Source organism: Pseudomonas sp. S3_G06 (assembly GCF_054667565.1).
On sequence record NZ_CP162738.1, the window covers coordinates 5,356,939 to 5,383,497 of the forward strand.

25 protein-coding genes are annotated in these 26,559 nt (G+C 60.5%); 17 read left to right on the top strand and 8 right to left on the bottom strand.

The features are described 5' to 3' along the window. Positions 1–42 precede the first annotated feature (42 nt). Entirely contained in the window at positions 43–285 is a 243-nt protein-coding gene (locus AB4N47_RS23860) for a DUF1127 domain-containing protein (RefSeq protein WP_073470922.1), read from the top strand. A gap of 120 nt (positions 286–405) precedes the next feature. Here AB4N47_RS23860 and AB4N47_RS23865 read toward each other — a convergent pair whose 3' ends face one another. Continuing rightward, positions 406–1,716: an NAD(P)/FAD-dependent oxidoreductase gene (locus AB4N47_RS23865; protein WP_341638168.1), complete on the bottom strand. Its 1,311-nt coding sequence runs from the start codon at positions 1,714–1,716 to the stop codon at positions 406–408. Between the two features lie 146 nt (positions 1,717–1,862). Here AB4N47_RS23865 and AB4N47_RS23870 point away from each other — a divergent pair, with 146 nt between their 5' ends. Beyond that, positions 1,863–2,216 carry a YkgJ family cysteine cluster protein gene (locus AB4N47_RS23870; protein WP_253497169.1) on the top strand — a complete coding sequence of 118 codons (354 nt, stop codon included), beginning with the start codon at positions 1,863–1,865 and terminating at the stop codon, positions 2,214–2,216. Positions 2,217–2,259: 43 nt separating this feature from the next. Here the strand turns inward: AB4N47_RS23870 and AB4N47_RS23875 are convergent, their stop codons facing one another. Beyond that, positions 2,260–2,748, bottom strand: coding sequence for an Lrp/AsnC ligand binding domain-containing protein (locus AB4N47_RS23875; RefSeq protein WP_010465173.1), 489 nt, complete (start codon positions 2,746–2,748; stop codon positions 2,260–2,262). A 153-nt stretch (positions 2,749–2,901) separates the two neighbouring features. Here AB4N47_RS23875 and dadA point away from each other — a divergent pair, with 153 nt between their 5' ends. The 6 genes from dadA (at position 2,902) to AB4N47_RS23905 (ending at position 9,021) form a co-directional block, all read left to right on the top strand. Then, positions 2,902–4,206: a D-amino acid dehydrogenase gene (dadA, locus tag AB4N47_RS23880; protein WP_206421386.1), complete on the top strand. Its 1,305-nt coding sequence runs from the start codon at positions 2,902–2,904 to the stop codon at positions 4,204–4,206. Then, a complete protein-coding gene (locus AB4N47_RS23885; RefSeq protein WP_016772564.1) occupies positions 4,178–4,531 on the top strand; it encodes a RidA family protein in 354 nt (117 codons plus the stop codon). The genes dadA and AB4N47_RS23885 overlap by 29 nt, the downstream gene beginning before the upstream one ends. A 92-nt stretch (positions 4,532–4,623) precedes the next feature. Beyond that, positions 4,624–5,697, top strand: a complete 1,074-nt coding sequence (gene alr, locus AB4N47_RS23890) for an alanine racemase (protein ID WP_051600813.1) — start codon at positions 4,624–4,626, stop codon at positions 5,695–5,697. 88 nt (positions 5,698–5,785) lie between these two features. Next, entirely contained in the window at positions 5,786–6,334 is a 549-nt protein-coding gene (locus AB4N47_RS23895; RefSeq protein ID WP_016772566.1) for a cupin domain-containing protein, read from the top strand. A gap of 181 nt (positions 6,335–6,515) precedes the next feature. After that, entirely contained in the window at positions 6,516–6,929 is a 414-nt protein-coding gene (locus tag AB4N47_RS23900; RefSeq protein ID WP_341638297.1) for a c-type cytochrome, read from the top strand. A 169-nt stretch (positions 6,930–7,098) separates the two neighbouring features. Further along, entirely contained in the window at positions 7,099–9,021 is a 1,923-nt protein-coding gene (locus AB4N47_RS23905; protein ID WP_341638167.1) for an acetyl-CoA hydrolase/transferase C-terminal domain-containing protein, read from the top strand. A 130-nt stretch (positions 9,022–9,151) separates the two neighbouring features. On the opposite strand, the gene AB4N47_RS23910 is transcribed toward AB4N47_RS23905, so the two are convergent. Together AB4N47_RS23910 and rep are read right to left on the bottom strand one after the other, a co-directional pair. Beyond that, complete coding sequence (locus AB4N47_RS23910; RefSeq protein WP_016772573.1) at positions 9,152–9,724, bottom strand: xanthine phosphoribosyltransferase; 573 nt, start codon at positions 9,722–9,724, stop codon at positions 9,152–9,154. A gap of 57 nt (positions 9,725–9,781) precedes the next feature. Continuing rightward, entirely contained in the window at positions 9,782–11,791 is a 2,010-nt protein-coding gene (rep, locus tag AB4N47_RS23915) for a DNA helicase Rep (RefSeq protein WP_016772574.1), read from the bottom strand. 272 nt (positions 11,792–12,063) lie between these two features. Between rep and AB4N47_RS23920 the strand changes: the two genes are divergently transcribed. Further along, positions 12,064–13,737, top strand: a complete 1,674-nt coding sequence (locus tag AB4N47_RS23920) for a putative bifunctional diguanylate cyclase/phosphodiesterase (protein ID WP_460154362.1) — start codon at positions 12,064–12,066, stop codon at positions 13,735–13,737. Between the two features lie 128 nt (positions 13,738–13,865). On the opposite strand, the gene AB4N47_RS23925 is transcribed toward AB4N47_RS23920, so the two are convergent. Further along, the gene (locus AB4N47_RS23925; protein WP_341638166.1) at positions 13,866–15,260 is read right to left on the bottom strand and encodes a NorM family multidrug efflux MATE transporter; all 1,395 of its coding nucleotides are present in this window, start codon (positions 15,258–15,260) and stop codon (positions 13,866–13,868) included. A gap of 159 nt (positions 15,261–15,419) precedes the next feature. Between AB4N47_RS23925 and AB4N47_RS23930 the strand changes: the two genes are divergently transcribed. The 3 genes from AB4N47_RS23930 (at position 15,420) to AB4N47_RS23940 (ending at position 19,913) form a co-directional block, all read left to right on the top strand. Beyond that, the gene (locus AB4N47_RS23930; RefSeq protein WP_071172126.1) at positions 15,420–16,340 is read left to right on the top strand and encodes a LysR substrate-binding domain-containing protein; all 921 of its coding nucleotides are present in this window, start codon (positions 15,420–15,422) and stop codon (positions 16,338–16,340) included. A gap of 187 nt (positions 16,341–16,527) precedes the next feature. Continuing rightward, positions 16,528–18,504 carry a methyl-accepting chemotaxis protein gene (locus AB4N47_RS23935; protein WP_016772578.1) on the top strand — a complete coding sequence of 659 codons (1,977 nt, stop codon included), beginning with the start codon at positions 16,528–16,530 and terminating at the stop codon, positions 18,502–18,504. 194 nt (positions 18,505–18,698) lie between these two features. Next, on the top strand, positions 18,699–19,913 hold the full coding sequence (locus tag AB4N47_RS23940; RefSeq protein ID WP_341638165.1) for an aldose 1-epimerase family protein: 1,215 nt from the start codon (positions 18,699–18,701) through the stop codon (positions 19,911–19,913). Here the strand turns inward: AB4N47_RS23940 and AB4N47_RS23945 are convergent. Together AB4N47_RS23945 and AB4N47_RS23950 are read right to left on the bottom strand one after the other, a co-directional pair. After that, positions 19,910–21,403 (bottom strand): YifB family Mg chelatase-like AAA ATPase, encoded by a 1,494-nt coding sequence (locus AB4N47_RS23945; protein WP_341638164.1) that lies wholly within the window; start codon positions 21,401–21,403, stop codon positions 19,910–19,912. The genes AB4N47_RS23940 and AB4N47_RS23945 overlap by 4 nt on opposite strands. A gap of 384 nt (positions 21,404–21,787) precedes the next feature. Continuing rightward, the gene (locus tag AB4N47_RS23950; RefSeq protein ID WP_073470953.1) at positions 21,788–22,252 is read right to left on the bottom strand and encodes a hypothetical protein; all 465 of its coding nucleotides are present in this window, start codon (positions 22,250–22,252) and stop codon (positions 21,788–21,790) included. Positions 22,253–22,504: 252 nt separating this feature from the next. On the opposite strand from AB4N47_RS23950, the gene AB4N47_RS23955 reads away from it, so the two are divergent. Further along, complete coding sequence (locus AB4N47_RS23955) at positions 22,505–22,774, top strand: HigA family addiction module antitoxin (protein ID WP_130928432.1); 270 nt, start codon at positions 22,505–22,507, stop codon at positions 22,772–22,774. A 209-nt stretch (positions 22,775–22,983) separates the two neighbouring features. On the opposite strand, the gene AB4N47_RS23960 is transcribed toward AB4N47_RS23955, so the two are convergent. Next, positions 22,984–23,244, bottom strand: coding sequence for an accessory factor UbiK family protein (locus AB4N47_RS23960; protein WP_007920416.1), 261 nt, complete (start codon positions 23,242–23,244; stop codon positions 22,984–22,986). Between the two features lie 394 nt (positions 23,245–23,638). Between AB4N47_RS23960 and glnK the strand changes: the two genes are divergently transcribed. From glnK to sutA, 4 genes are all read left to right on the top strand, one after another. Beyond that, positions 23,639–23,977, top strand: coding sequence for a P-II family nitrogen regulator (gene glnK, locus AB4N47_RS23965; RefSeq protein ID WP_002555808.1), 339 nt, complete (start codon positions 23,639–23,641; stop codon positions 23,975–23,977). Between the two features lie 36 nt (positions 23,978–24,013). Continuing rightward, on the top strand, positions 24,014–25,351 hold the full coding sequence (locus AB4N47_RS23970) for an ammonium transporter (protein ID WP_341638163.1): 1,338 nt from the start codon (positions 24,014–24,016) through the stop codon (positions 25,349–25,351). Positions 25,352–25,565: 214 nt separating this feature from the next. Continuing rightward, on the top strand, positions 25,566–25,991 hold the full coding sequence (locus AB4N47_RS23975) for a secondary thiamine-phosphate synthase enzyme YjbQ (RefSeq protein WP_024014775.1): 426 nt from the start codon (positions 25,566–25,568) through the stop codon (positions 25,989–25,991). A 101-nt stretch (positions 25,992–26,092) separates the two neighbouring features. Further along, on the top strand, positions 26,093–26,419 hold the full coding sequence (gene sutA, locus AB4N47_RS23980) for a transcriptional regulator SutA (RefSeq protein ID WP_016772583.1): 327 nt from the start codon (positions 26,093–26,095) through the stop codon (positions 26,417–26,419). Positions 26,420–26,559: the final 140 nt, after the last annotated feature.

Here is a 26,559-nt window from a genome sequence, read left to right on the forward strand (position 1 = left end):
TCATGGAATCTCTGGCTACCCAAGTAAACAGGAGCAACGAAAATGAACGGCTTGAGCGATGTGCGGCTGACGTTACACAGTCAGGAACTGGCGGCAGGGCAGAAGGACAGCGCGCGCAATCTGCTGCGTAACGCACCGTCCGGCCTCAGTCGCTGGGGTCTGTTCTGGCATCGTCTGCACACGCGCAAGGCGTTGCTAGGCCTGACACCGGAGCAACTCAGGGATGTCGGGTTGACGCTGGAGCAGGCAAGGGAGGAGGGGTTGAAGCCGTTTTGGCGGATATGAATACCACAGAGCGTTCCCACGCTCTGCGTGGGAACGCCGCCCCGCACGCTCTGCGTCCGCTGTGACGCAGAGCGTCACTGGATGCATTCCCACGCGGAGCGTGGGAACGATCCTGATTCGTCAGACCAACTCTTTCAGCCGATGCCACAACATCCCCAACGCCAACAACGGCGAGCGCAAATGCTTGCCGCCGGGGAAGGTGATGTGCGGCACCTTGGCGAACAGATCAAAGCCGCCGCTGTGCTGCCCGCTGATTGCTTCGGCAAGCAGCTTGCCGGCCAGGTGTGTGGCATTCACTCCGTGGCCCGAATACGCCTGGGCGTAATACACGTTCGGCTGCTCGGCGAGCCGGCCAATCTGCGGCAGGCGGTTGGCACCGATGCCGATCATTCCGCCCCACTGATAATCGATTTTCACCCCGGCCAGTTGCGGGAACACTTCAAGCATCTTCGGCTGCATATAGGCGCCGATGTCTTTCGGATCGCGTCCCGAGTAATGACACGCGCCGCCGAACAGCAAACGTCGATCCGCCGAGAGCCGGTAGTAATCCAGCGCCACCCGCTGGTCGCAGACCGCCATGTTCTGCGGCAGCAGGTTGTGCGCCTGCTCTTCGCTCAGCGGTTCGGTGGCGATGATGTAGCTGCCGGCGGGCAGGACCTTGCCGCTCAGTTGCGGGTTGAGGTCATTGAGATAGGCATTGCAGCCCAGCACCAGAGTTTTGGCCCGCACCGAGCCTTGGGCGGTGTGCACCTTCATTTCGGGGCCGTAATCGATGCGCGTCACGGCCGAACGCTCGAACAACTGCACGCCCAGTTGCTGCGCCGCTGCCGCTTCGCCCAGCGCCAGATTCAGCGGATGCAGATGTCCGGAGCCCATGTCGATCAAGCCGCCGACATAGCGCTTGGAACCGACCACGGTGTGCATTTCACTGGCCTGCAACAGACGGGTTTCGTAGCGGTAACCGAGGCCGCGCAACTCTTCGGCATCTTCGGCAAAACCGTCGAGATCGGAAGGCTTGTTGGCGAGGTCGCAGTAGCCCCAGGTCAGGTCGCAGGCAATGCCGAAACGCTCGACGCGCCGGCGGACAATCTCCACCGCTTCCAGGCCCATGAGTTTCATCTCGCGCACGCCTTCGGCACCGATGACATTGGCGAACTGATCAAGGCCGTGACCGACACCGCGAATCAACTGCCCGCCGTTGCGACCGCTGGCGCCCCAGCCGATCCTGTGCGCTTCCAGCAACACCACGCTGAAACCGCGTTCGGCGAGTTCCAGCGCGGTATTCAGCCCGGAAAAGCCACCGCCGACCACGCAGACATCCGCCACCACCTCGCCTTGCAGCACGGGATGGTCAGGCTGCGGCAGGCTGCTGGCGGCGTAATAGGAGGCAACGTGGGGTTGGCTCGCGGTGGTCTGGGCGCGGGCGGTCATGGGCATCATCCAACGGCTGAGTGTCGAGAAAATTTGACGGAGCATAAGCCGCACGCCCGAACGTGGGCAACATCGGTCGGCCTGCGGTGTCTGGATCCGGGCTTTTGCGGCACAATCATCAGCCCGCCACTTTGGTCACCGTTTCGATGAGCTGCAACAGCCAGAAAATCCGCACCCTGCGTCAGCAGATCCCCACGTTCGACTGCGTGCCGGGCTGCCACGACTGCTGCGGGCCGGTGACCACTTCGCCCGAGGAAATGGCCCGGCTGCCGCGCAAGACCCGCGCCGAGCAGGATGCGGCTCTGGAAGAACTCAACTGTGTGCATCTGGGGCCGAATGGCTGCACGGTGTATGAAGAGCGACCGCTGATCTGCCGCTTGTTTGGTACGACCAAGACGCTGCCATGCCCGAACGAGCGGCGGCCGGTGGAGCTGATTCATCCGCGGGTGGAAAAGCAGATATTCGAGTACATGGCGGCGAATCGGCAGGTGTTGGTGTAAGCGATCGTTCCCACGCAGAGCGTGGGAACGATCATTGCGGTGATCAATCCGGAATCGGCAGGCACAGGCTCTCTTTCACCTCTTCCATGACGATATAGCTCTTCGATTCACGCACATGCGGCAGCTTCAACAGAATGTCGCCCAGCAGTTTGCGATACGACGCCATCTCGGAAATCCGCGCCTTCACCAGATAGTCGAAATCCCCTGACACCAAATGGCACTCCAGCACATGCGGCAGCTTCAGCACCGCGCGTCGGAACTCTTCGAATGTGTCACCGGATTTGTAGTCGAGGCTGATCTCGACGAATACCAGCAGGCTACCCTTCAAATGCTGGGGGTTGAGCCGGGCGTTGTAGCCCATGATGATTCCTTCGCGCTCCAGACGCCGCACGCGCTCGGTGCAGGGCGTGGTCGAGAGGCCGACCTTTTCCCCCAGTTCGGTGAAGGAAATCCGCCCGTCCGCCTGGAGGATGCGCAAGATGTTGCGGTCGATCTTGTCCAGCTCACGTTTGGTCTGAGTGTTGGTACGCATAGGGGATGCGCCTCCGTGAAAAGGGTTTTTGCCGAGAATTGTCGCCAAATATAGGCGCTTATATAGTGAAAAGCACTGGCATTTCTTTTTTACACTGCGCCCATCATTGCTCTAACAAACAGTTCGGCGAAAAGCCGCGATGAGGGATTGAAAATGCGCGTCATGGTCTTGGGTAGCGGCGTCATCGGTACCGCCAGTGCTTACTATCTGGCCCGTGCCGGGTTTGAAGTGGTGGTGGTCGACCGGCAGCCTGCTGCGGCCATGGAGACCAGTTTCGCCAACGCCGGCCAGGTCTCGCCGGGTTACGCCTCGCCGTGGGCCGCGCCGGGCGTACCGCTCAAAGCGATCAAGTGGCTGCTTCAACGCCATGCGCCATTGGCGATCAAGGCCACCGCCGATATCGACCAATACCTGTGGATGGCGCAAATGCTGCGCAACTGCACCGCCAGCCGTTACGCGGTGAACAAGGAGCGCATGGTGCGTCTGTCCGAGTACAGCCGTGACTGCCTCGATGAATTACGCGCCGAAACCGGTATCGCCTACGAAGGCCGCAGCCTCGGCACCACGCAGTTGTTCCGCACTCAGGCGCAACTGGATAACGCCGCCAAGGACATCGCCGTGCTGAAGGAATCCGGCGTGCCGTTTGAAGTTCTCGACCGCGCCGGTATTGCCCGCGTCGAGCCGGCGCTGGCAGGCGTGACCGACATTCTCGCTGGCGCGCTGCGTCTGCCCAACGACCAGACCGGCGACTGCCAGATCTTCACCACCCGTCTCGCCGAAATGGCGCGCAAGCTCGGTGTGGAATTCCGTTTCGGCCAGGACATCCAGAAGCTCGATTACGCCGGTGACCGCATCAACGGCGTGTTGATTGACGGCAAGCTGGAAACCGCTGATCGCTACGTGCTGGCGCTCGGCAGCTACTCGCCGCAACTGCTCAAGCCGTTGGGCATCAAGGCCCCGGTGTATCCGCTCAAGGGCTACTCGCTGACCGTGCCGATCACCAATCCGGACATGGCGCCGACGTCGACCATTCTCGACGAGACCTACAAGGTCGCGATCACCCGTTTCGACAACCGCATCCGCGTCGGCGGCATGGCCGAGATCGCCGGTTTTGACCTGTCTCTGAACCCGCGTCGGCGCGAAACCCTGGAGATGATCGTCAACGACCTTTATCCTCAGGGCGGCAATCTGGCCGAAGCGAGTTTCTGGACCGGCCTGCGCCCGACCACGCCGGACGGTACGCCGATCGTTGGCGCCACGCCGTTCAAGAATCTGTTCCTCAACACCGGTCACGGTACGCTCGGCTGGACCATGGCCTGTGGTTCCGGCCGTTTGCTCGCCGACCTGATGGCGAAGAAAAAGCCGCAGATCAGCGCTGAAGGCCTCGATATTTCCCGTTACGGCAACCAGACCCAGGAGTCCGCAAAACATGTCAATCCAGCGCCAGCTCACCAATGAGCGCATGAGTCAGATCGTCAGCCACAACGGCACTGTGTATCTGGCCGGGCAGGTCGGCGACGACTTCGACGCCGGAATTGAACAGCAGACCCGCGACGTGCTCGCCAATATCGAACGTCTGCTCGATCTGGCCGGGACGGACAAACAGCATCTGTTGTCGGCAACGATCTATTTGAATGACATCGAAGCGCACTTCGCCGGAATGAACGCGGTGTGGGACCAGTGGCTGCCCAAAGGCGCCGCGCCGGCCCGCGCCACCGTCGAAGCGAAGATGGCCAAGCCGAGCATTCTGGTGGAGATCTCCATCGTCGCCGCGCTGCCATAACGTTCCCAAGATCCCTCTCCCGGTGCTGTTGGCGGTTCACGTCGTCAGTCAGCGCCGGTTTTTCTTCCCATGACCGCCCAGAAGTTGCCGCCATGCGTCCTGCCCGTGCCCTGATCGACCTTCAAGCCCTGCGTCACAACTACCGAATTGCCCGTGAAGTCACCGGCGCCAAGGCGCTCGCCGTGATCAAGGCGGACGCCTATGGCCATGGAGCGGTACGTTGCGCCCAGGCGCTGGAAGCCGAGGCTGACGGATTTGCGGTGGCCTGCATTGAAGAAGCACTGGAGCTGCGTTCCGCCGGGATTCGCGCACCGGTATTGCTGCTGGAAGGCTTCTTCGAAGCTGACGAGCTGGCGTTGATCGTCGAGCATGATTTCTGGTGCGTGGTGCATTCGCTGTGGCAGCTCGAAGCGATCGAGCAGGCAGTCCTGAGCAAACCGATCACGGTGTGGCTCAAGCTCGATTCCGGCATGCACCGCGTCGGCCTGCATCCGAAAGACTACCCAGCGGCCTATCAGCGTCTGCTGGCCAGCGGCAAGGTGGCGAAAATCGTGTTGATGAGCCATTTCGCCCGCGCTGATGAACTCCATGCGCAGAGCAGCGCCGAGCAGGTCGCGGTGTTCGAAGCGGCGCGTCAGGGGCTGGCGGCGGAAGTCAGCCTGCGCAACTCGCCAGCCGTGCTCGGTTGGCCAGAAATTCAAAGCGATTGGGTACGCCCGGGCATCATGCTCTACGGCGCGACCCCGTTCGAAGAAGCCAACGCCGTCGCTGAACGCCTGCAACCGGTAATGACCCTCGAGTCGAAAGTCATCAGTGTGCGTGAATTGCCGGCCGGCGAGCCGATCGGCTATGGCGCCAGATTCATCACCGACAAGCCGATGCGCATCGGCGTGGTCGCCATGGGCTACGCCGACGGCTACCCGCGCCAGGCACCGACCGGCACACCCGTGCTGGTGGCGGGCAAACCCAGCCGCCTGCTGGGGCGCGTGTCGATGGACATGCTCTGCATCGATCTGACCGACGTAGCGGAAGCGGGGCTTGGTTCAACTGTCGAGCTGTGGGGTAAAAACATCCTCGCCAGCGACGTGGCAAAGTGGGCCGATACCATCCCGTATCAGATCTTCTGCAACCTGAAACGGGTGCCAAGGCTCTATTCCGAGGGTTAACGCCGCTGCGGGGGCCAGCTGTTGTAAATACTGAACGCTGTCGCCATGATAACGCTCAATATTCTTACAACATCAGGAGGCTCCCGCCTTGGACGTCGGTGAACGACTGCAATCGATCCGCAAGCTCAAAGGGCTTTCCCAGCGTGAACTCGCCAAACGCGCGGGCGTCACCAACAGCACCATTTCGATGATCGAAAAGAACAGCGTCAGCCCATCGATCAGTTCGCTGAGAAAGGTGCTCGGCGGCATTCCCATGTCGATGGTCGAGTTCTTTTCCGAAGAGATCCTGCAGGACCAACCGACCCAGATCGTCTACAAGGCCAATGAGCTGATCGACATCTCCGACGGCGCCGTGACCATGAAACTGGTCGGCCGCGCCCACCCGAGCCGGGCCATCGCCTTCCTCAACGAAATCTACCCGCCGGGCGCGGACACCGGTGAAGAAATGCTCACCCACGAAGGCGAGGAAACCGGGATTCTGGTGGAAGGTCGCCTCGAACTGGTGGTGGGGCTGGAAACTTTTATCCTCGAAGCCGGCGACAGCTACTATTTTGAAAGTACCAAGCCGCATCGTTTCCGTAACCCGTTCGACGTGCCGGCGCGACTAATCAGCGCAGCCACGCCGGCGAATTTCTAAGCAGAAGGCGCCAGGCCATGGCGGCGAAGGTGCCCGAACCGATTTACCGATGGGCAACAAGACCCCTCTAACCATGGGGTTGTTTCAGTACAGCGGCCTACCCGCTATACTTGCGCCCGCCTGCGAACCGTGGCCGCAGGCGTGAATAGCCACCATTGAGGGTGAACGCGTGAACCTAATTATGAAAATGCTGGCTGCACCAGCAACCGTACTGGCCCTCTGGGCTGTCAGCGCTCAAGCTGCGACAAATGACGACATCGCCAAACGCCTCGAGCCGGTCGGACAGGTGTGTGTGCAAGGGCAGGAATGCAAGGGTATGGAAGTGGCCGCGACGGCTGGCGGCGGTGGCGGCGCGAGAACCCCGGACGAGGTGATTGCCAAGCACTGCAACGCTTGCCACGGTACCGGCCTGTTGGGCGCGCCGAAAATCAATGACACTGCAGCCTGGAAGGAGCGCGCTGACCATCAGGGTGGCCTCGACGGCATCCTCGCCAAAGCCATCACCGGCATCAACGCCATGCCGCCAAAAGGCACCTGCGCCGATTGCTCCGATGAAGAGCTCAAGGGCGCGATCAAAGAGATGTCCGGTCTGTAATCAGCGCCGGCTTTGAAAAAAACCGTCTTCGGACGGTTTTTTTGTGTCTGTGGTTTCTGGTTTCCGATTCATTCAGGCCCTGATCCCTCCAAACCAAATGCTGTCCTTTGCAGCAAACTCAAGGCAATCTCGGTCTACCCCTATCAACGGAACGGGCGGGAGGCTTCAGATGGTGCAGTTGTGTTCGATCGAACAGGCGGTGGACGACGTGCTGGCGCGTTTGCCTGCGCACATCCACATGGGCCTGCCGCTGGGGCTGGGGAAGCCGAATCACTTCGTCAACGCGCTGTATCGGCGGATCAAGGAGCTGCCCGAGCGGCAGCTGACGATCTATACCGCGCTGTGCCTCGGTCGGCCGAATCTGGGCGATGGCTTGCAGAAGCGCTTTATCGAGCCCTTTGTAGAGCGGGTGTTTGGTGATTATCCGGAGTTCGATTTCCTCGCCGATCTGCAGCGCGACAGCCTGCCCGCCAACATCCGCATTCAACAGTTTTTCATGCAGCCGGGCAGTCTGCTCAACAGCGCGCCGGCGCAGCAGGATTACGTCAGCAGCAATTACAGCCATGCCGCTCGCGACATCAACGCAGCGGGTCTCAATCTGGTGGCGCAATTGCTCGCCAGCAGCAGCGAACACCCTGATCGCTTAAGCCTGAGCTGCAACCCGGACATCACCCTCGACCTGTTGCCGATGATCGCCAAGCGCCGCGAGGCGGGGGAGACCATTGTGCTGGTCGGCCAGGTGCATACGGATCTGCCGTACATGCCCGGCGATGCGGAAGTCGACATCGACACGTTTGATCTGCTGATCGACGAGAAGGACAGCAGCACGCTGTTTTCCACGCCGAACATGCCCGTGGGCTTTCAGGATCATTTCATTGGCTTGCACGCCAGTACGCTGGTGCGCGATGGCGGTACATTGCAGATTGGTATCGGTTCGATGGGGGATGCGTTGACTGCTGCGCTACTTGCCCGTCAGGCCGATAACGCCGGTTATCAGGCGTTGCTCGATGACATCAACCTCAGCCAGTGGGCGCAGTTGATCCAGCGCGAGGGCGGCACCGCGCCATTTGCCAAAGGCCTTTACGGTTGCAGCGAGATGTTCGTCAACGGGCTGTTGGTATTGGCGGATGCCGGGATCATTCGGCGCAAGGTCTATCCGGATGTGCCGACTCAGGAGCAGGCCAACGCCGGTACCCTCGACGAAGCCGCGCAGCCCGACGGTATCTCGGTGCACGGCGGCTTCTTCCTTGGCCCGCGCAGTTTTTATGAGCGGCTGCGCGAGTTGCCGCAAAGCAAGCTGCTGGAATTCAACATGACCCGCATCAGCTACATCAACGAGCTGTACGGCCAGGAAGAGCTCAAGCGCTTGCAGCGCATTGATGCGCGCTTCATCAACACCGTGTTCACCATGACTCTGCTCGGCGCCGGCGTGGCTGATCAATTGGCAGACGGACGCGTGCTCAGCGGTGTTGGCGGCCAGTACAACTTTGTTGCTCAGGGTCACGCGCTGGAGGGCGCGCGATCGATGTTGATCCTGCGCAGCTGGCGCGAGTCCGGCGGCGAGGTCAGCTCCAATATCGTCTGGGACTACGGCCACTGCACGATCCCGCGGCACTTGCGCGACATCGTCGTCACCGAGTACGGCATCGCTGATCTGCGCGGTAAATCCGACGCGGCGGTGATCGAAGCGTTGCTCAACATCAGTGATTCTCGCTTCCAGCCGGGGCTGATCGAGCAGGCGCAGAAAGTCGGCAAGCTGCCGAAGGATTTTCGTCTCGATCCACGGTTTGCCGACAACACACCGCAACGCTTGCAGGCGATTGCCGCGCGGCATCCGAACCTGTTTCCGGAGTATCCGCTGGGCTGTGATTTCACCGCCATCGAACGGGATCTGCTGCGGGCGCTGAACTGGCTGAAGAGCAAGTTCAAGCTGACCGAGATTCTCGACTTGGGCAAGGCAGCGCTGGATGCGCCGGAGGCCTCGGCGTTCCCGGAACATCTTGAGCGGATGCAACTGACGAATCCGGAGGGCCTGAAGGAGGACCTTTTCCAACGCCTGCTGCTCACAGGCCTGAAAGCTACCGCGCAATAACTGCCCACACCAGAACCCACTGTGGGAGCGAGCCTGCTCGCGAAAGCGGTGTGTCATTCACTCAACAGGGTGACTGACACAATGCATTCGCGAGCAGGCTCGCTCCCACAGGGTAACTCGGTGCCGCTGGTTATTCGATAAAGGTGACGACGCCATCCTTCAGCGATTGCACGCGGGCCAGGGATTCAACGCGGTAGCCCTGCGAGTCCAGTTCGGCGCGGCCGCCCTGGAACGACTTCTCGATGACGATGCCCAGACCGGCAACGGTGGCGCCGGCCTGTTTGATGATCGAGATCAGCGCTTGCGAGGCCTTACCGTTGGCCAGGAAGTCGTCGATGATCAGCACGCGGTCGCTGCTGGTCAGGTGGCGCGGGGAGATGGCCACGGTGCTTTCGGTCTTCTTGGTGAACGAGTAGACGGTCGCCGAGAGCAGGTTTTCAGTCAGGGTCAGTGACTGTTGCTTGCGGGCGAAGATCACCGGCACGCCGAGGTTCAGACCGGTCATGATCGCCGGGGCGATGCCCGAAGCTTCGATGGTGACGATCTTGGTGATCCCGGAATCCTTGAACAGCGCGGCGAATTCGTCACCGATCAGCTTCATCAGGGCCGGGTCGATCTGGTGGTTCAGGAAAGCGTCGACTTTCAGGACCTGATCGGAAAGCACGATGCCTTCTTCGCGGATTTTTTTGTGCAGTGCTTCCACAACAGCTTCCTCTGTTGGCGCGATGGGCGCCGAAGGTAGATTAAAAAGTAGTCGATTCTAGCGCTTTAACATCGCGCGTATGTCGGCCAATGCGCTATTGCCACGCACGGCTTTGACTTCAGTCGGGGTGTCGTCGTTGCCTTCCCAGGCCAGATCGTCCGGCGGCAGCTCATCCAGAAAGCGACTCGGCGCGCAGTCGATGATTTCGCCGTACTGCTTGCGCTTGGCAGCAAAGGTGAACGCCAGGGTCTGGCGGGCGCGGGTGATGCCCACGTAGGCCAGGCGGCGTTCTTCTTCGATGGTGTCGGCTTCGATGCTGGAACGGTGCGGGAGGATTTCCTCTTCCATGCCCATGATGAACACGTAGGGGAATTCCAGGCCTTTGGAGGCGTGCAGCGTCATCATTTGCACGCCTTCGGCGCCGTCCTCTTCCTCCTGCTGGCGCTCGAGCATGTCGCGCAGCACCAGTTTGCCGATGGCGTCCTCGACGGTCATTTCGCCGTCTTCGTCTTTCTCGAGGGTGTTTTTCAACGCCTCGATCAGGAACCAGACGTTGCCCATGCGGTAGTCCGCCGCCTTGTCGCTGGAGCTGTTGGTGCGCAGCCAGTTCTCGTAGTCGATGTCCATGACCATGCTGCGCAGCGCCGAGATCGGATCTTCGCCGGCGCACTGCTCGCGGACCTTGTCCATGAAGCGCTTGAAACGCGCCAGGCGATCAGTAAAGCGGCTGTCGAGATGTTCGCCGAGGCCAATTTCGTCGGTGGCGGCGTACATCGAGATCTTGCGCTCGGTGGCGTAGTTGCCGAGCTTTTCCAGGGTGGTCGAGCCGATCTCGCGGCGCGGCACGTTGATCACGCGCAGGAAGGCGTTGTCGTCATCCGGATTGACGATCAGGCGGAAGTAAGCCATCAGGTCCTTCACTTCCTGGCGACCGAAGAAGCTGTTGCCGCCGCTCAGGCGATACGGCACCTGGTGGTGTTGCAGCTTCAACTCGATCAGCTTGGCCTGATAGTTACCGCGATAAAGAATGGCGAAATCGCTGTACGGGCGGTCGGTGCGCAGGTGCAGGCTGAGGATTTCCATGGCCACGCGCTCGGCTTCGGCGTCCTCGTTGCGGCAGCGGATCACGCGGATCTCGTCGCCGTGGCCCATCTCGCTCCACAGCTGTTTTTCGAATTCGTGCGGGTTGTTCGAGATCAGTACGTTGGCGCAGCGCAGGATGCGGCTGGTGGAGCGGTAGTTCTGCTCGAGCATCACCACTTTCAAGGACGGGTAGTCGTCCTTGAGCAGCATCAGGTTTTCCGGGCGCGCGCCACGCCAGGCGTAGATCGACTGGTCATCGTCGCCGACCACGGTGAACTGGTTGCGCTTGCCGATGAGCATCTTCACCAGCAAATACTGGCTGGCGTTGGTGTCCTGGTATTCGTCGACGAGCAGGTAACGGACCTTGTTCTGCCACTTTTCGAGAATGTCGGCGTGTTCTTCGAAGAGCTTTACTGGAAGCAGGATCAGGTCATCGAAGTCCACCGCGTTGAACGCCTTGAGCGTGCGCTGATAGTGGGTGTAGACGATGGCGGCGGTCTGCTCCTTGGGGTTGCGCGCGTTTTCCAGGGCCTGGGCGGGCAGGATCAGGTCGTTTTTCCAGGCGCCGATCATGTTCTTGATCTCGTCGACGCCGTCGTCGCCTGCGTATTCCTTCTGCATGATGTCGGTCATCAGGGCTTTGACGTCGGTCTCGTCGAAGATCGAGAAACCGGGTTTGTAGCCCAGCCGCGCATGCTCCTTGCGGATGATGTTCAGGCCCAGGTTGTGGAAGGTGCAGACGGTCAGGCCGCGCCCTTCGCCGGCACGCAACAGGGTGCCGACCCGCTCTTTCATTTCGCGCGCGGCCTTGTTGGTAAAGGTCATGGCGACGATGTACTGGGCGCGGATGCCGCAGTTCTGGATCAGGTGCGCGATCTTGCGCGTGATCACGCTGGTCTTGCCGGAGCCAGCACCGGCGAGCACCAATAGAGGGCCGCCGACGTAGTTCACGGCTTCTTGCTGCCGGGGATTGAGTCGGGACATACGAAAATTCGGGAGTCGTTGACGAAATGGGCCGGCATTTTAACAGGCTCAGCGATTTCTGCTGCTCTGTCCGACTTGTGACGCAGCACGCGATTCAGATTTGCCGCTTTTGTTACTTTCACGCAGGATACGCGGGGATTTTGCGGCTAATGTTCTCATTCGTGACACAAAATAACGTTTCGATGCCGTTGTCATCAGACAACGCATTGGTCATTGTTCAGCACAACGGCATAATGCCCCGCCTACATCATTGCAGAGTCTAGGGAGTCAGCTTGTCTACGCCTGTCGAACCCTTGCGTTTGCTGCTACTCGCCGAAGAGCCAGCGTGGACAGCGTTGTTGCGTGAGTGTCTGGCTCCGATGGGGAGCGCGGCGGTGCTGATCAGCGCGCCGAACTGGGATTCGGTCAGCCGCCTGTTCGAGGACAACCGCCACGCGGTATTACTGACTCTGCCGGCGTTGCAACCGCCGCCCGGGCGTTGCAGCCTGCCGACCGTTCTGCTGCTGGAGCACGAACCGGCCACCGCGCCGGTCGGTGTCAGCGACTGGCTGGTGTTCGACGCCCTCGACGCCGGCATGCTCCAGCGTTGCCTGCGCCATGTGCGCGAGCGCGGCGTGCTGGAAAACACTCTTCAGCGCCTCGCCGAACAGGACCCGCTGACCGGTATCGCCAACCGTCAGGGCTTCCAGACCCTGCTCACGGCGCGCCTTGCCGAAGGCGACGGTCGCGGCCTCGCCCTCGGCCATCTCGATCTCGACAACTTCCGCCATGCCAACGACGCTCTCGGTCATCAGGCCGGCGATCGCTTGATCCTGCAAGTGGTCGCGCGGCTGAAAAGTCAGCTGGAGGCCGGCGATCAACTGGCACGGCTGGGCAGCGATGAATTCGCTCTGCTGATCGATACCCGTCGTGCACCGCAACGCGCCGAGTGGATGGCCGAACGCATTACTGAGGCGTTGGCCGAACCTTACTGGGTTGACGGCGAAAGCCTGCTGATCGGTTCCAGCCTCGGCATCGCCCATGCCCGCGCCAATGGCGGTGCCGATCCACTGATGTGGCACGCCCATATCGCCATGCAGCAGGCCAAGAGCACGCAGGGCTGCACTTTTCATATCTTCAACGAACGCATCAACCGCAACGCGCGCAGCATGGCCGACCTCGAAAGTGAACTGCGCCGTGCCCTGCGCCGCGATGAGCTGGAGCTGCATTACCAGCCACGCCTGAATCTTGAAGACGGCCAGATTGTCGGCCTCGAAGCGCTGGTGCGCTGGCGTCATGGCGAGCGCGGTCTGTTGCCACCGAGTGAATTTGTGCCGCTGGCCGAGCAGAGCGGTCTGATCGTGCCGCTGGGCTACTGGGTCATTTCCCGCGCCTTGCGCGATATGCAGGCGTTGCGCGAGCAGGGGCTGCCGGCGCTGCACATGGCGATCAACCTGTCGTTCCGCCAGTTTCAGGACAGCCAGTTGCTGCCGACGCTCAGCCGCCTGATTGCCGAGCGTGGCGTCGAGGCGCAGTGGCTGGAATTCGAACTGACCGAAACCGCGGTTATGCGGCGCAGCGATCTGGTCAAACAGACCATGGATGCGCTCGGCCGCCTCGGTGTGCGCTTCTCGCTGGACGATTTCGGCACCGGGTTTTCGTCGTTCGTGCACCTCAACAGCTTGCCGATTACATTGCTGAAGATCGACAAGAGTTTTGTCGGCGGCATGGAACAGCGCGATGAGAACCGCAAACTGGTGCACGCGATGATCAACCTCGCGCACAACCTGCACCTGGAAGTAGTCGCGGAAGGGGTCGAGACGCCGGAGCAACTGGAGTTGCTGCGCGGGTTCGGCTGCGATCAGGTACAGGGTTATCTGATCAGCCGACCGTTGCCGCTGGATGAGTTGGTGGAATATCTGACGTCGGGGTCGAACCAGCAGCCGGCTCTGGAAATCGTCGGTTGATCACGATTGTTGCGGCTGGCACAAACCCCCGTGGGAGCGAGCCTGCTCGCGAAGGCGTTATGTCAGCTGAATGATCTGGGCCTGACACTCGGTCTTCGCGAGCAGGCTCGCTCCCACAAAGGAAACCCTCATTCGGCCTGGGGGATGTTGAAACCTTGAGATTGCGGCTCGCGTCGAATCATCCGCTGCATCTTCCATTCGAACGCCAGCGTCAGGCTCACCGCCGCGCACGCCAAGCCCAGCGCCAGACCCCACCAGACACCCGTCGGTCCCCAATTGAGATGGAAAGCCATCCACCACGCCGCCGGCGCGCCAATCAGCCAATAGCAAGCGAGCCCCACGAGAAACGTAGTCTTGGCATCCTTGAGCCCGCGAATACAGCCCATGGCAATCGTCTGCGTGCCATCGAACAGCTCGAACCACGCCGCTACGGCCAGCAGGCTCACCGCCAGACGGATCACTTCGGCAAAAGCCGGATCGTTGTGGTCAAGGAACAGGCCGACCAACTGGTTGGGCCACAGCCAGAACACCAGGGCAAAGCCGAGCATCACCACGGCGCCGAAGGCGATGCCGACACGCCCGGACATGCGCGCATCGACCAGTTGCCCGGCGCCGTAGTGTTGGCCGACGCGCATGGTGATGGCGTAAGACATCCCGGCCGGGACCATGAAGGCCACCGACACGATCTGCAGGGCGATCTGATGCGCACCCATTTGCGTGCTGCCCATTGTGCCCATGCACAGCGCAGCGAAAGCGAACAACCCGACCTCTACCGCATAGGTGCCGCCAATCGGCAGACCCAGGCGCCACAACTCTTTCAGGTATTGCCGGTTCGGCCGCGCCAGGCCGGCGCGCAACGGATAAGCGTCATACGCCGGATGCCGGCGGATATGCCAGGCCAGCGCCAGTGCCATGCAGTTGGCGACAATCGCCGTGACCAGACCGATACCGGTCAGGCCCAGTTGTGGCAGGCCGAACATGCCGGTGATCAGCGCGTAGTTGAGCAGGAAGTTGGCCAAGGTGCCGGCGAGGCTGATGACCATCACTGGCGTCGCCCGGCCAATCGCACTGGTAAAACCGCGCAGGGCCATGAAGCTCAGGTAACCGGGCAGGGCGAAGGGCAGGGCGATGAGAAATTGCCCGGCGGCGTTGACGTTGGTTTCGGTTTGGCCGAACAGCAGCAGCACGGGTTTGAGGTTCCACAACAACAGCCCGGCGCCGAGGGCCATCAGCCAGGCCAGCCACAGTCCGGCCTGGGTCAGGCGTGCGGCACCGATGATGTCGCCGGCACCCTGACGGATTGCCACCAGTGTGCCGACCGCTGCAATCACGCCGATGCAGAAAATCGACACGAACGAGTAGCTCGCGGCACCGAGGCCGCCACCGGCCAGCGCTTCGGGGCTGAGGCGCGCCATCATCAGGGTGTCGGTCAGCACCATCAGCATGTGCGCCAACTGCGAAGCAATCAGCGGCCCCGCCAGCCGCAGAATGGCCCAGAGTTCGGTACGCACAGGATGCTGCATGGTCATCACCACCCAAATATCAGAGGAAGCATAAGAGCGTCGATTCTCGGCGCTTGGCAGGCTTTGCACAAAGGGATAAAAAGGATGGGTGGCATGATTAATACTCATCCTTAATCGTCCTGCCGAATTGGCTGAATCCCCGCTATTGGAGCTTTGTGTATGTCCCGACGCCTTCCGCCGTTGTATGCCCTGCGCGCATTCGAAGCGGCAGCGCGACACAGCTCGTTCACCCGCGCGGCGGAAGAACTGTCGATCACCCAGAGCGCGGTCAGTCGGCACATGCGCACTCTTGAAGAACACTTCGCCTGCCGGCTGTTTCACCGCAGCGGGCGCAATTTGCAACTGACCGAATCGGCGCGGCTGCTGCTACCCGGTATCCGCGAAGGCTTCGCCGCCCTTGAGCGCGCCTGCAATACCTTGCGCGCCGAGGACGACATTCTGCGCATGAAAGCGCCATCGACCCTGACCATGCGTTGGCTGCTGGCGCGGTTGAGTCGCTTCCGCCATTTGCAGCCGGGCAATGAGGTGCAACTGACCAGCGCATGGATGGATATCGATTCGGTGGACTTCAATAACGAACCTTTCGATTGTGCGGTGTTGCTCAGTGACGGGCATTTCCCGCCGGACTGGGAAGCGAGCCTGCTGTTTCCCGAGGAATTGATTCCGGTCGGAGCGCCGAACCTGCTCAATGACCAACCTTGGGACGTAGCGCGTCTGGCGGCTGCTGAACTGCTGCACCCGACCCCGGATCGCCGCGATTGGCGCAGTTGGCTGGAGCGCATGGGCCTGTCCGAGCAAGTTTCGCTTAAGGGCGGGCAAGTGTTCGATACGCTGGAGCTGGGCATGATCGCCGCGGCGCGCGGCTATGGCGTTTCGATGGGTGATCTGTTGATGGTTGCCGAAGACGTTGCGCAAGGACGCTTGAGCCTGCCGTGGCCGACCGCCGTCGCCAGTGGCCTGAATTATTACCTGGTGTGGCCGAAACCGCGTCCGGGAGGTGAACGTTTGCGCCGCCTCAGCGATTTTCTCCAAGGCGAAGTCCGCGCCATGCAATTGCCGGCGGTAGAGCGCTTGAGCTGAAACGTTCGAGCCGGCACAATGCCACTACTGCGCCATACCCACGCAAAGTGCTCAAGTATTCGGATTTTCCGCCGACTACGAGCATGTGGAACTGTCGTGCCGGTTCCGCGCTACCCCCATTATTAGAATATTTTCCGGGCAATTACCGCGATCAAGGAGGATTCGGTGGCTCGGCCAGGAGCTGTTCATGTCTCAACCTCGTGCTCGGATCGCCTCGCAGCTGGGCCTTGCCCTTGCTGTGATACTGGCGATAGTCATCAGCGGCAGTACGGTGTTCGCCTTGCGTTCGCTGGATTCCGCCAACCTCGCCACCCGTGAAGAGCATCTGGCCAGTGAGGCCCGGCTGCTGGCCGATCAACTGAGTACCTTTCACGGTACGCTGCGCGAAAGCACCCTGCGCCTGAGCGGGCTGTTCGAAAAGCGCTTCGGCAGTGGTTTGAGTGTGCACCCCGATCAGCCAGTGACCGTGGCCGGCGTGCAGACTCCGGGCTTGCATCTGGGCAACGAGGTGCTGAACAACAACTTCAAGGAAGTTGACGAGTTCAAGCAGATGACCGCTGGTGTGGCCACGGTATTCGTGCGCAGCGGCGAAGACTTCATTCGCGTCAGCACCAACGTCAGCAAGCAGGACGGCACCCGTGCCATCGGCACCGTGCTCGATCATGCCAACCCGGCGTACGCGAAGTTGATGGCCGGGCAAAGCTATGTCGGCCGCTCGCTGTTGTTCGAACGCTACTACATGTCCCAGTACACGCCGGTGCGCGATGCGGGCGGCAAGATTATCGCCGTGCTGTACGTCGGGTTCGACTACACCGACGCGCAGAACGCGCAGTTCGCTAATCTCAAGCGCTTCCGCATCGGCAAGACCGGCTCGCTGGCCTTGCTTGACGAGCAGAACAAATGGCTGGTGCCGATTGCCGGCGTCGAAAACCTGGATCAAGCCGCCCCGACCATCAACAACCTGGTGAAAACCCCGGGCAAGGGTGAGTTCTGGAGCGACAAGGGTGAGGACTTCTACAGCATCGCCGTGCCGTTCGAAGGTGGCCCGTGGTCGGTGGTGGCGAGCATGCCGAAAGCCGAGATTCGCGCGGTGACCTGGAGCGTCGGTACGCAACTGGCGATCGGCAGCCTGCTGGCGATGTTGCTCGCGGTCGGTTCCGTGGTCTGGCTGCTGCGTAGCAAACTCGCACCGCTGGGCGATCTGGTGCGTCAGGCCGAAGCCTTGGGCGCGGGTGATCTGAGTGTGCGGCTGAACGTATCGAGCCACGATGAAATCGGTCAGCTGTCCCGCGCGTTCAACCAGATGAGCCAGGCGCTGTCGACCATGGTCGAGCACATCCGCCGCGCTTCGGAAGAGGTCAACAGCCGCGCGCAGGCGCTGTCCGGTTTGTCCGGCGGTGCGTATGAAGGCATGGAGCAACAGTCGGGCGAAATCACCAGCATGGCCGGCGCCGTGGAAGAGTTTAGCGCCACCTCGCTGAACATTGCCGACAACATGGGCGCGACCCAGCGCCTGGCGCAAGAAAACGCTCAGCAGACCCAGATCGGCCGCAGCTCGATGGAAGAAGCGTCGTCGTCGCTGGAACAGATCGCTGGCGCGCTGAACAGCACCGCCAGCGTGATCAACACGCTGGGGCAGCGCTCGCAGGAAATCGGCGGGATTGTCGGCGTGATCACCTCGATCGCCGAGCAGACCAACCTGTTGGCGCTCAACGCTGCCATCGAAGCCGCTCGTGCCGGTGAGCAGGGGCGCGGTTTTGCCGTGGTCGCGGACGAAGTGCGCAGCCTCGCCTCGCGTACCCGTCAGGCGACCGATGAAATCTCCAGCATGATCCACAGCATCCAGCAGGAAACCGGCAACGCGATCAGCACCATGGAACAGGGCAATGTGCTGATGCAGGAAGGCCTGTCGCGCAACGCCAATGTCGCCTCGGCGCTGGCGCGGATTGATGAGCAGAGCCGTTCGGCAGGCCAGCAGTTCGCCGCGATCACCACCGCCACTCAGGAGCAAAGCAGCACTGCGACGTTGCTGAGCAGCAATTTGCAGAGCATCGCCTTGGCCAACAGCGAGCAGCGTGAGGTGGTGTCGAACCTGGCTGTCACCGCGAAAGAGCTGGAGAAGCTGGCGGCGGATCTGCGTTCCGAGGTTGATCGCTTCCGTTGATGCATCTTTGAAACAGCTATCGCGAGCAGGCTCGCTCCACAGTAGTCGGCGTAATTCACAAATATTGTGAAGGCCCGATGTCCCTGTGGGAGCGAGCCTGCTCGCGAATGCTTTTCTCCCACCGCTTCTTTGGACTTGCTGAAACGTTTCCGCAGCGCTATAAAAATGGCACAACTCCAATAAAGGCTGCTGCCATGACCCCGCTCAAGCTCCTCGTCGCCCTCGGCGCATTCTCTGCCGCTTCCCACGCCATGGCCTGGGACTATGTTCTGCTCGACGCCAACACTCCGGCAAAAGACCGGACGATCACCAGCGAGCAACTCGGTGTAAAAACCGCCAAACCGTTCTCCGTGACCCTGCGTACTCTGCATGGCGGTCGTCAGGAGGGCGTCAGCATTGTCGATATCGATAACGGCACGATGAAGCTGTCGGTCGTGCCGACCCGTGGCATGAATGTGTTGCAGGCTTCGGTGGGCGACGTGCGGATGGGCTGGGATTCGCCGGTCAAGGACGTGGTCAACCCGGCGTTCATCGAACTCAACGGTCGCGGTGGCCTGGGCTGGCTCGAAGGTTTCAATGAACTGGTCACCCGTTGCGGTTACGAGTGGGTTGGCCATCCCGGCATGGACAACGGCGAATTGCTGACCTTGCACGGTCGCGCCGCCAACATCCCGGCCAGCACCGTCACTTTGCACATCGACGAGAAGCCGCCGTATGCCATCACGCTGCGTGGCGAGCTGAAAGAGCAGGCATTCAAGAAAGTCGATTTCTCGGTAGCGACCCAACTGATCACCGAACCGGGCAGCGCCAGCTTCGCCCTCAACGACACCCTGACCAACAACGGCGACTATGCGAAGGAATATCAGGCGCTGTATCACAGCAATTTCAGCACGCCGTTTCTCGAGCAGGGCGCAAAGTTCGCAGCGCCGGTGAAGCAGGTTTCGCCGTTCAACGAGAAGGCCAAGGGAGATCTGCCCGACTGGCAGACCTATCGCGCGCCAACCAAGGACTACGACGAAACTGTCTACAACGTCGTGCCGTATGCGGACGCCAAAGGAGATACCTTGACCGTGCTGCACAACAAGGCCGGTAGCCTCGGCGTATCCGTTGGCTTCAATACTCAGCAACTGCCAGTTTTTTCGCTGTGGAAAAACACCGACTCCCAAGGGCAGGGCTACGTCACCGGGCTGGAGCCGGGAACCAGTTTTTCCTACAACCGTCGCTATCAGCGGCCGTTGAGTCTGGTGCCGACCATTGCGCCGAAAGAACATAAACAGTTCCAGATCAGCTACAGCCTGCTGGCGGACAAAGGGGCGGTGGACAAGGCCCTCAAGCGCGTGACCGAAATTCAGGCCGGGCGCGATACTGAAGTGCGCCAGGCACCGCTGGTTGATCTGACTGAGCATTAAGGTGTCGCCGGCCGGTATTGCAGTGCCTCGGCCAGATGCTCGCGGGTAATCGCATCGGCCTGTTCAAGATCCGCCAGCGTGCGCGCGACCTTGAGCAGGCGATGCGCCGAGCGCAGCGACAGGATCAGTCGCTCGCAGGCCGCCTCCAGCCATTTCTCGTCAGCTGTGGATAACTTGCAGTGACGCTTGAGCCCCGGCAGATCGAGAAACGCATTGGCACAGCCCTGACGTTTCTGCTGACGCTCCCGCGCTTCGGCGACCAACGCCGCAGCGCTGGCGCTGTCCTCGCCGGGCTTGGCTGCCGGATTCAACGCGGTTGCCTCACGCGCCACGGTCAGGTGCAGATCGATCCGGTCCAGCAGCGGCCCTGACAGCTTGTTGCGATAGCGCTGGACCATGTCCGGTGTGCACGAGCATTTGCCGCTCGGTTCGCCAAGATATCCACAGGGACACGGATTCATCGCTGCCACCAGTTGAAAGCGTGCGGGGAAACGTACGCGATCCTTGGCCCGAGCGATGACGATATGCCCGGATTCCAGCGGCTCGCGCAGAACCTCGAGAACCTTGCGATCAAACTCCGGCAATTCATCAAGAAACAGCACGCCGTGATGGGCGAGGGTGATTTCGCCGGGTTGCGGCTTTGAACTGCCACCGACCAGCGCTGGCCCGGAAGCGGAGTGGTGCGGTTGGCGGAAGGGGCGTTGCGGCCAATGAGTCAGAGGCACACCACTGGCGACCGATTGAATCGCTGCCACTTCCAGCGCTTCACACTCGGATAGCGGCGGCAATAATCCTGGCAGACGACTGGCCAGCAGCGTCTTGCCGGTTCCCGGTGGCCCGCTGAACAACAAATTGTGAGCTCCCGCTGCGGCAATCAGCAGTGCGCGTTTGGCGGCCGTCTGCCCCTGCACTTCGTTGAGGTCGGGATAGGGCTTGGCAGCGTGCATCAAACCATCGGATACGTAAGGCTCGACCGGCGTGTGCCCATTGAAATGCGCCACCGCCTCCAGCAAGTGATCGACCGCAAACACCTTCAGCCCGGATGCCAGACACGCCTCTTCCGCATTCGCCCGTGGCACCACCAACGCCCTCCCGGCCTTGCGCGCCGCCAGTGCCGCCGGCAGCACGCCACGCACCGGTCGCACGGCGCCAGACAGCGCCAACTCACCCAGACACTCCACCTCGTCCAGCGTCAGACACGGCACCTGCACACTGGCCGACAAGATCCCCAAGGCAATCGCCAGATCGAAGCGCCCACCATCCTTGGGCAGATCCGCCGGCGCCAGATTCAAGGTGATCCGCCGTGCCGGAAATTGCAGCCCGGAATTGATGATCGCGCTGCGCACCCGATCCTTGCTCTCCTTCACCGCCGCTTCAGGCAGGCCGACCATGGTCAGCGACGGCAGACCGTTGGCCAGATGGACTTCGACGGTGACAGCGGGGGCTTCCACGCCTATCTGGGCGCGACTGTGGACAATGGAGAGGGACATGGTCGTTCCTTGAGCTGAATCGGGGAGCCGCTTCCTGCGGGTTTTTGAAGGGTAGTTGAGCCGGGCTTCAGTGCTGAAATAGAGGTTTACAAGACGTATCCAGACCCGATTGGCTGTCACTGCTTGCCTGAAAATGAAGCGTTGACTCTCGCCCGGCATTGAAGGATCATCCCATTCGAGGACTGCAACTGCGCATTCGTCGGGACTGGGCACCAGTAAAAGCTCCCCCGCATTTTTGGCAGCAGAGAAAGCTGGTTTCTCTGAAGTAGTGACGACGGGCTAGCCTGTCGGATTCTGAACCCAAGGCCGTGAAGCCAGGAGCTAAAGAATCGCTGCGACTACTCCTCAAAAAATACTTAAAAGGCGTCCATCGGACGCCTTTTTTTATTTCTGATTTGGTGGTGCTCGTGGTATCTGCCCCACTAACGTGCCATGTGCACGTTTTTGCGGGTACCAAGTCACCACGAAGTAACCAAATCCTGTGGCGCGCTCGTGTCGCGGTTCAAGAATCAGTGTTCCCATAGATGTCCTCAGTACCGCGACCCTGTTTCCACATCGCTGTTCTTTGAACTCACAATAGATTTGTGCCCCCGGGACGATCATTTTCGCAACAATCGCTGCTACCCCATCGGCAGTCTGGCAACCATGCTTGAGCAAGTCTGCACTATGGGCTTCCCAAATGTGCACTACGCCAAAACCACTATTCGCTCGACGGTGAATACCTACCCGCAGATAAATCTTCCCGCCTGGCAAGCCGAATTTTGGCATATCGGGGATCGTGCCAAAGATGTAACCACCATCTGGATGCTGAACCAGCGTGTTTTCTTTAAGCTTGAGCAAATGAGACAAGAGGGATCCAGAACCAGAGTGTCTGGCGATCAATGTGTATCGCCTGGAACTCGACGAATAGGATCGACCAGCGCAGGCGAAAGCCACCAGCCTAATCACAGCCAAGAACTCACGGAATCAGGCGCAGACGCTGATTCTCGTAGGGTTATGCCCTATTAGTTGTAGGACGCCGGCCAAACGGTTTTGATGGTCTTGTTTTCCTGAATCGGATGCTCCAGTTTGGTCACTCAACGCAGCCTCTGGAGGCGAAAAATGAACCGCAATGGTATGCGCCCGATTCATCCGGGCGAGGTTCTGAATAAGGAGTTCATGGAGCCGTTGGGCATGACTGTCATGGATCTGGCCATGCCCACGAACTGGCCCGAAAGTGAGATCGAAAAGCTTGTGAAATGCCAGCTCAGGATCTGCGCCGATCTGGCAATCAGCCTTGCCACTCATCTCAACACTACGCCTGAGTTCTGGATGAATCTCCAATCGACTTACGATTTGCGCAGGGCCCAGCTCCGGCATGCGAGTTTATAGCGATTGCAGCATCCGCGAAGCTCTTTTCCACCAAGGCCCTGCCCGGGTCGCCAAACCCGCTGCTGAACATTCAGCATCAGATGAGCTTAGAAACCTGGGCTTTTTGGCGCAATCGGACGGCGGTCATAAAGGTTGTAGGACGTTGCGGGGATGGTTGAAGGGCTGAAGATCAAAAGATCGCAGCCTTCGGCAGCTACAGGGGACGCGAATTATTCAGCGGGCGGTGTCAGCTTCGCTTCCATCTCGGCGACTTTGGCTTCAAGACTCTCAAGCCGTGCCCGCGTGCGCGCCAACACCACCATCTGACTATCAAACTCTTCCCGGCTGACCAGATCGAGTTTGCTGAAGGCACTTTGCAGCAGCATCTTGAACTGGCTTTCGATTTCGGCTTTCGGCAGTGGCGTGTCGCCGCTGAACAGGCGGGAGGCGGTGCCGCTCAGGGCGTCGAGGAAGTCTTTGGGCGCGAGCATGGGGAATGTCCTGGAAACAATGGCCGGCAGTGTATCACGCAGTGTCTATAGTCAATCCCGTTGCACGGATGCACGCTTTTCGCGCAGGGGGACGGACGGTGGCGCACCGTTGTTGTGCGTATCGGCAAAAGCTTTTCTGCCCGAGCGCGTGCAACAGGGGCCAAGAGATTGAAATGCAGGGTTTTTGCCGAGCTGGCAAGGTTTCTGCTTAGTCACCCTCGACCCATGCACTGATGCAGTCGCTGTGACGAATGCAGTGCGGCAGACGAAGCGGGGAGTTTCGTCTGATGCGGTTAGCTGGCGTCAACGATGCGTTACAAAGCCAGGCACTGCGCTTAGACTTGAGACGGGTTTGTTTTCCTGGGGCAAGTCCACCAATTCGGGAGAGAGTTTCATGAAGCTAGTCACTGCCATCATCAAGCCGTTCAAGTTGGACGACGTGCGCGAGTCGCTGTCCGAAATCGGCGTGCAGGGCATTACCGTTACTGAAGTCAAAGGCTTCGGCCGGCAGAAGGGTCACACGGAGCTGTATCGCGGCGCGGAATATGTGGTCGATTTTCTGCCCAAGGTGAAAATCGACGTGGCCATCGACGACAAGGATCTGGATCGGGTTATCGAGGCGATAACCAAAGCGGCCAACACCGGCAAGATCGGTGACGGCAAGATCTTCGTGGTCAATCTGGAACAGGCGATCCGCATCCGTACCGGCGAAACCGATACCGACGCGATCTAAGCGCCGCCACAAACCCAACGCCCCAGGAGAAACAATATGACTCTGCGTAAATTCGCAGGGCTAGGCGCCCTGTTGTCCATCGTAATGCCCGGCATCGCCATGGCGGCAGACGAAGTGGCAGCGCCAGTCCTCAATTCCGGCGACACCGCCTGGATGCTCACCTCGACAGCGCTCGTGCTGTTCATGACCATCCCCGGGCTGGCGCTGTTCTACGGCGGTATGGTTCGCTCGAAAAACATTCTTTCCGTGCTGATGCAGTGCTTCGCCATTACCGGTCTGATCAGCATCCTGTGGGTCATTTATGGCTACAGCATTGCCTTCGACACCACCGGCATGGAGCAGGGCGTCGTCAACTTCAATTCGTTCTTCGGCGGCATGGGCAAGGCGTTCCTCGCCGGTGTCACGCCTTCGAGCCTCACCGGCCCGGCGGCGCTGTTCCCTGAGGCAGTGTTCATCACCTTCCAGATGACCTTCGCGATCATCACCCCGGCGCTGATCGTCGGTGCGTTCGCCGAGCGCATGAAGTTCTCCGCGATGCTGATCTTCATGGGCGTCTGGTTCACTCTGGTTTATGCACCGATCGCGCACATGGTCTGGTCCGGTAACGGCGGCCTGATGTGGGACTGGGGCGTGCTCGACTTCGCTGGCGGCACCGTGGTGCACATCAACGCCGGTATCGCCGGTCTGGTCGCGTGCCTGGTGCTGGGCAAGCGCAAAGGCTTCCCGACCACACCGATGGCTCCGCATAACCTCGGCTACACGCTGATGGGCGCGGCGATGCTGTGGGTCGGCTGGTTCGGCTTCAACGCCGGTTCCGCTGCTGCTGCCAACGGCACTGCCGGTATGGCCATGCTGGTTACCCAGATCGCCACTGCCGCTGCGGCGCTGGGCTGGATGTTTGCCGAGTGGGTCACCCACGGCAAGCCAAGCGCACTGGGCATTGCTTCGGGTGTGGTCGCCGGTCTGGTCGCGATCACTCCGGCTGCTGGCACCGTGGGCCCGATGGGTGCATTGGTGATCGGTCTGGCCGCAGGCGTGGTGTGCTTCTTCTGCGCCACCACCCTGAAACGCAAACTCGGCTATGACGATTCCCTGGATGCCTTCGGCGTGCACGGTATCGGCGGTATTCTCGGCGCGATCCTCACTGGTGTTTTCGCAGCGCCGGCGCTGGGCGGCTTCGGCACCGTGACTGACATCGGCGCGCAGGTCTGGATTCAGATCAAAGGCGTCGGCTTCACGGTGATCTACACCGCGATCGTCACCTTCATCATCCTCAAGGTGCTGGACGCCGTCATGGGTCTGCGCGTAACCGAGGAAGAAGAGTCGGTCGGCCTCGATCTGGCACAACACAACGAACGCGGCTACAACCTGTAAGTACGCGCGATAAAAAATTGCCCGGTTCGCCGGGCATTTTTTTGTCCGGGATTTGTCATTCAGGGAGCGGCTGAAAGGATTTTTCTTACGGCTTTGGTCGTCTTTACGACGAGGCTTTTTCTGCGGGCAATCGCTTACATCGCTGCAGGAATATTAGGGCCTTTGTTTTTTTTCAGAGCACGCTAGAATGCGCCCCGAACGAGCGGAGAACTGTATGTGGCAACAGACTCTGATAACCCTGCGGGCAAGGCCCCGGGGCTTTCATCTGGTAACCGACGAGTTGCTCGCAGGCTTGCCTGAACTCAAGACCTGTCGGGTCGGTCTGTTGCATTTGTGGCTGCAGCACACGTCGGCGTCGTTGACCATCAACGAGAACGCCGATCCGGCAGTTCGTCGCGACTTCGAACGATTTTTCAATCGTCTGATCCCACAAGGAACAGACGGCTACGAGCACAACGACGAAGGCCCGGATGATCTCCCGGCGCACTTCAAGGCCAGCGTGCTTGGTTGCCAGATCAGTCTGCCGGTTGCGGCAGGGCGGCTGGCCCTGGGTACTTGGCAAGGGATTTATCTGGGCGAGCACCGTGATCATGGCGGTGCCCGTAAAGTCCTCGCCACCTTGCACGGTGAACAGGCATGAGCCGCTGCCGGGCAGCGGCAGAAGATTTTTCAACGGCGGCTTCGACAGCCGCCAAAGCTGGTCTATAACTAATCTGCTTTTGGCAAGTCATGAGGTAGAACATGAGCGACGATGATCTGGAAAACGACGACCTCGAAGTAGGCGACGAAGACGAGGCCGAGGAAGGCCTGGAAGCGGCAGCGGAAGACGTTGCCGAAGACGATGGCGGTGACGACACGCCGGCCCCGGCTGCCAAAGGCAAAGCCAAGGCTGCGGTCTCGGTCGACGAGTTGCCGAGCATCGAAGCCAAGAACAAGGAGCGTGACGCCCTGGCCAAGGCCATGGAAGAATTCCTTGCGCGCGGCGGCAAGGTGCAGGAAGTGGAGGCCAATGTGGTCGCCGATCCGCCCAAGAAGCCGGACAACAAGTACGGCAGCCGCCCTATCTGAGGCGCGTCGCTCGCTTGCTGAAAAAGCCCGCCGTCGCTGCGGGCTTTTTCATGCCTGAAATAAATCCGTTGAAAACAAATGCAGTCCCCGGTGTCAGCGAGCCTGCTCGCGAAGAGGGCATTTCAGCCGACATACATGTT

What these genes read in the sequence shown, in the direction of transcription:
- AB4N47_RS23940 (WP_341638165.1), top strand. Translation starts at nt 18,699, where the DNA reads ATGACCCCGCTCAAGCTCCTCGTCGCCCTCGGCGCATTCTCTGCCGCT.
- AB4N47_RS23885 (WP_016772564.1), top strand. Translation starts at nt 4,178, where the DNA reads ATGTCAATCCAGCGCCAGCTCACCAATGAGCGCATGAGTCAGATCGTC.
- AB4N47_RS23905 (WP_341638167.1), top strand. Translation starts at nt 7,099, where the DNA reads ATGGTGCAGTTGTGTTCGATCGAACAGGCGGTGGACGACGTGCTGGCG.
- AB4N47_RS23860 (WP_073470922.1), top strand. Translation starts at nt 43, where the DNA reads ATGAACGGCTTGAGCGATGTGCGGCTGACGTTACACAGTCAGGAACTG.
- AB4N47_RS23900 (WP_341638297.1), top strand. Translation starts at nt 6,516, where the DNA reads ATGAAAATGCTGGCTGCACCAGCAACCGTACTGGCCCTCTGGGCTGTC.
- AB4N47_RS23970 (WP_341638163.1), top strand. Translation starts at nt 24,014, where the DNA reads ATGACTCTGCGTAAATTCGCAGGGCTAGGCGCCCTGTTGTCCATCGTA.
- AB4N47_RS23945 (WP_341638164.1), bottom strand. Translation starts at nt 21,403, where the DNA reads ATGTCCCTCTCCATTGTCCACAGTCGCGCCCAGATAGGCGTGGAAGCC.
- rep (WP_016772574.1), bottom strand. Translation starts at nt 11,791, where the DNA reads ATGTCCCGACTCAATCCCCGGCAGCAAGAAGCCGTGAACTACGTCGGC.
- alr (WP_051600813.1), top strand. Translation starts at nt 4,624, where the DNA reads ATGCGTCCTGCCCGTGCCCTGATCGACCTTCAAGCCCTGCGTCACAAC.
- AB4N47_RS23930 (WP_071172126.1), top strand. Translation starts at nt 15,420, where the DNA reads ATGTCCCGACGCCTTCCGCCGTTGTATGCCCTGCGCGCATTCGAAGCG.
- glnK (WP_002555808.1), top strand. Translation starts at nt 23,639, where the DNA reads ATGAAGCTAGTCACTGCCATCATCAAGCCGTTCAAGTTGGACGACGTG.
- AB4N47_RS23935 (WP_016772578.1), top strand. Translation starts at nt 16,528, where the DNA reads ATGTCTCAACCTCGTGCTCGGATCGCCTCGCAGCTGGGCCTTGCCCTT.
- AB4N47_RS23955 (WP_130928432.1), top strand. Translation starts at nt 22,505, where the DNA reads ATGAACCGCAATGGTATGCGCCCGATTCATCCGGGCGAGGTTCTGAAT.
- dadA (WP_206421386.1), top strand. Translation starts at nt 2,902, where the DNA reads ATGCGCGTCATGGTCTTGGGTAGCGGCGTCATCGGTACCGCCAGTGCT.
- AB4N47_RS23875 (WP_010465173.1), bottom strand. Translation starts at nt 2,748, where the DNA reads ATGCGTACCAACACTCAGACCAAACGTGAGCTGGACAAGATCGACCGC.
- AB4N47_RS23960 (WP_007920416.1), bottom strand. Translation starts at nt 23,244, where the DNA reads ATGCTCGCGCCCAAAGACTTCCTCGACGCCCTGAGCGGCACCGCCTCC.
- sutA (WP_016772583.1), top strand. Translation starts at nt 26,093, where the DNA reads ATGAGCGACGATGATCTGGAAAACGACGACCTCGAAGTAGGCGACGAA.
- AB4N47_RS23975 (WP_024014775.1), top strand. Translation starts at nt 25,566, where the DNA reads ATGTGGCAACAGACTCTGATAACCCTGCGGGCAAGGCCCCGGGGCTTT.
- AB4N47_RS23870 (WP_253497169.1), top strand. Translation starts at nt 1,863, where the DNA reads ATGAGCTGCAACAGCCAGAAAATCCGCACCCTGCGTCAGCAGATCCCC.
- AB4N47_RS23925 (WP_341638166.1), bottom strand. Translation starts at nt 15,260, where the DNA reads ATGCAGCATCCTGTGCGTACCGAACTCTGGGCCATTCTGCGGCTGGCG.
- AB4N47_RS23865 (WP_341638168.1), bottom strand. Translation starts at nt 1,716, where the DNA reads ATGACCGCCCGCGCCCAGACCACCGCGAGCCAACCCCACGTTGCCTCC.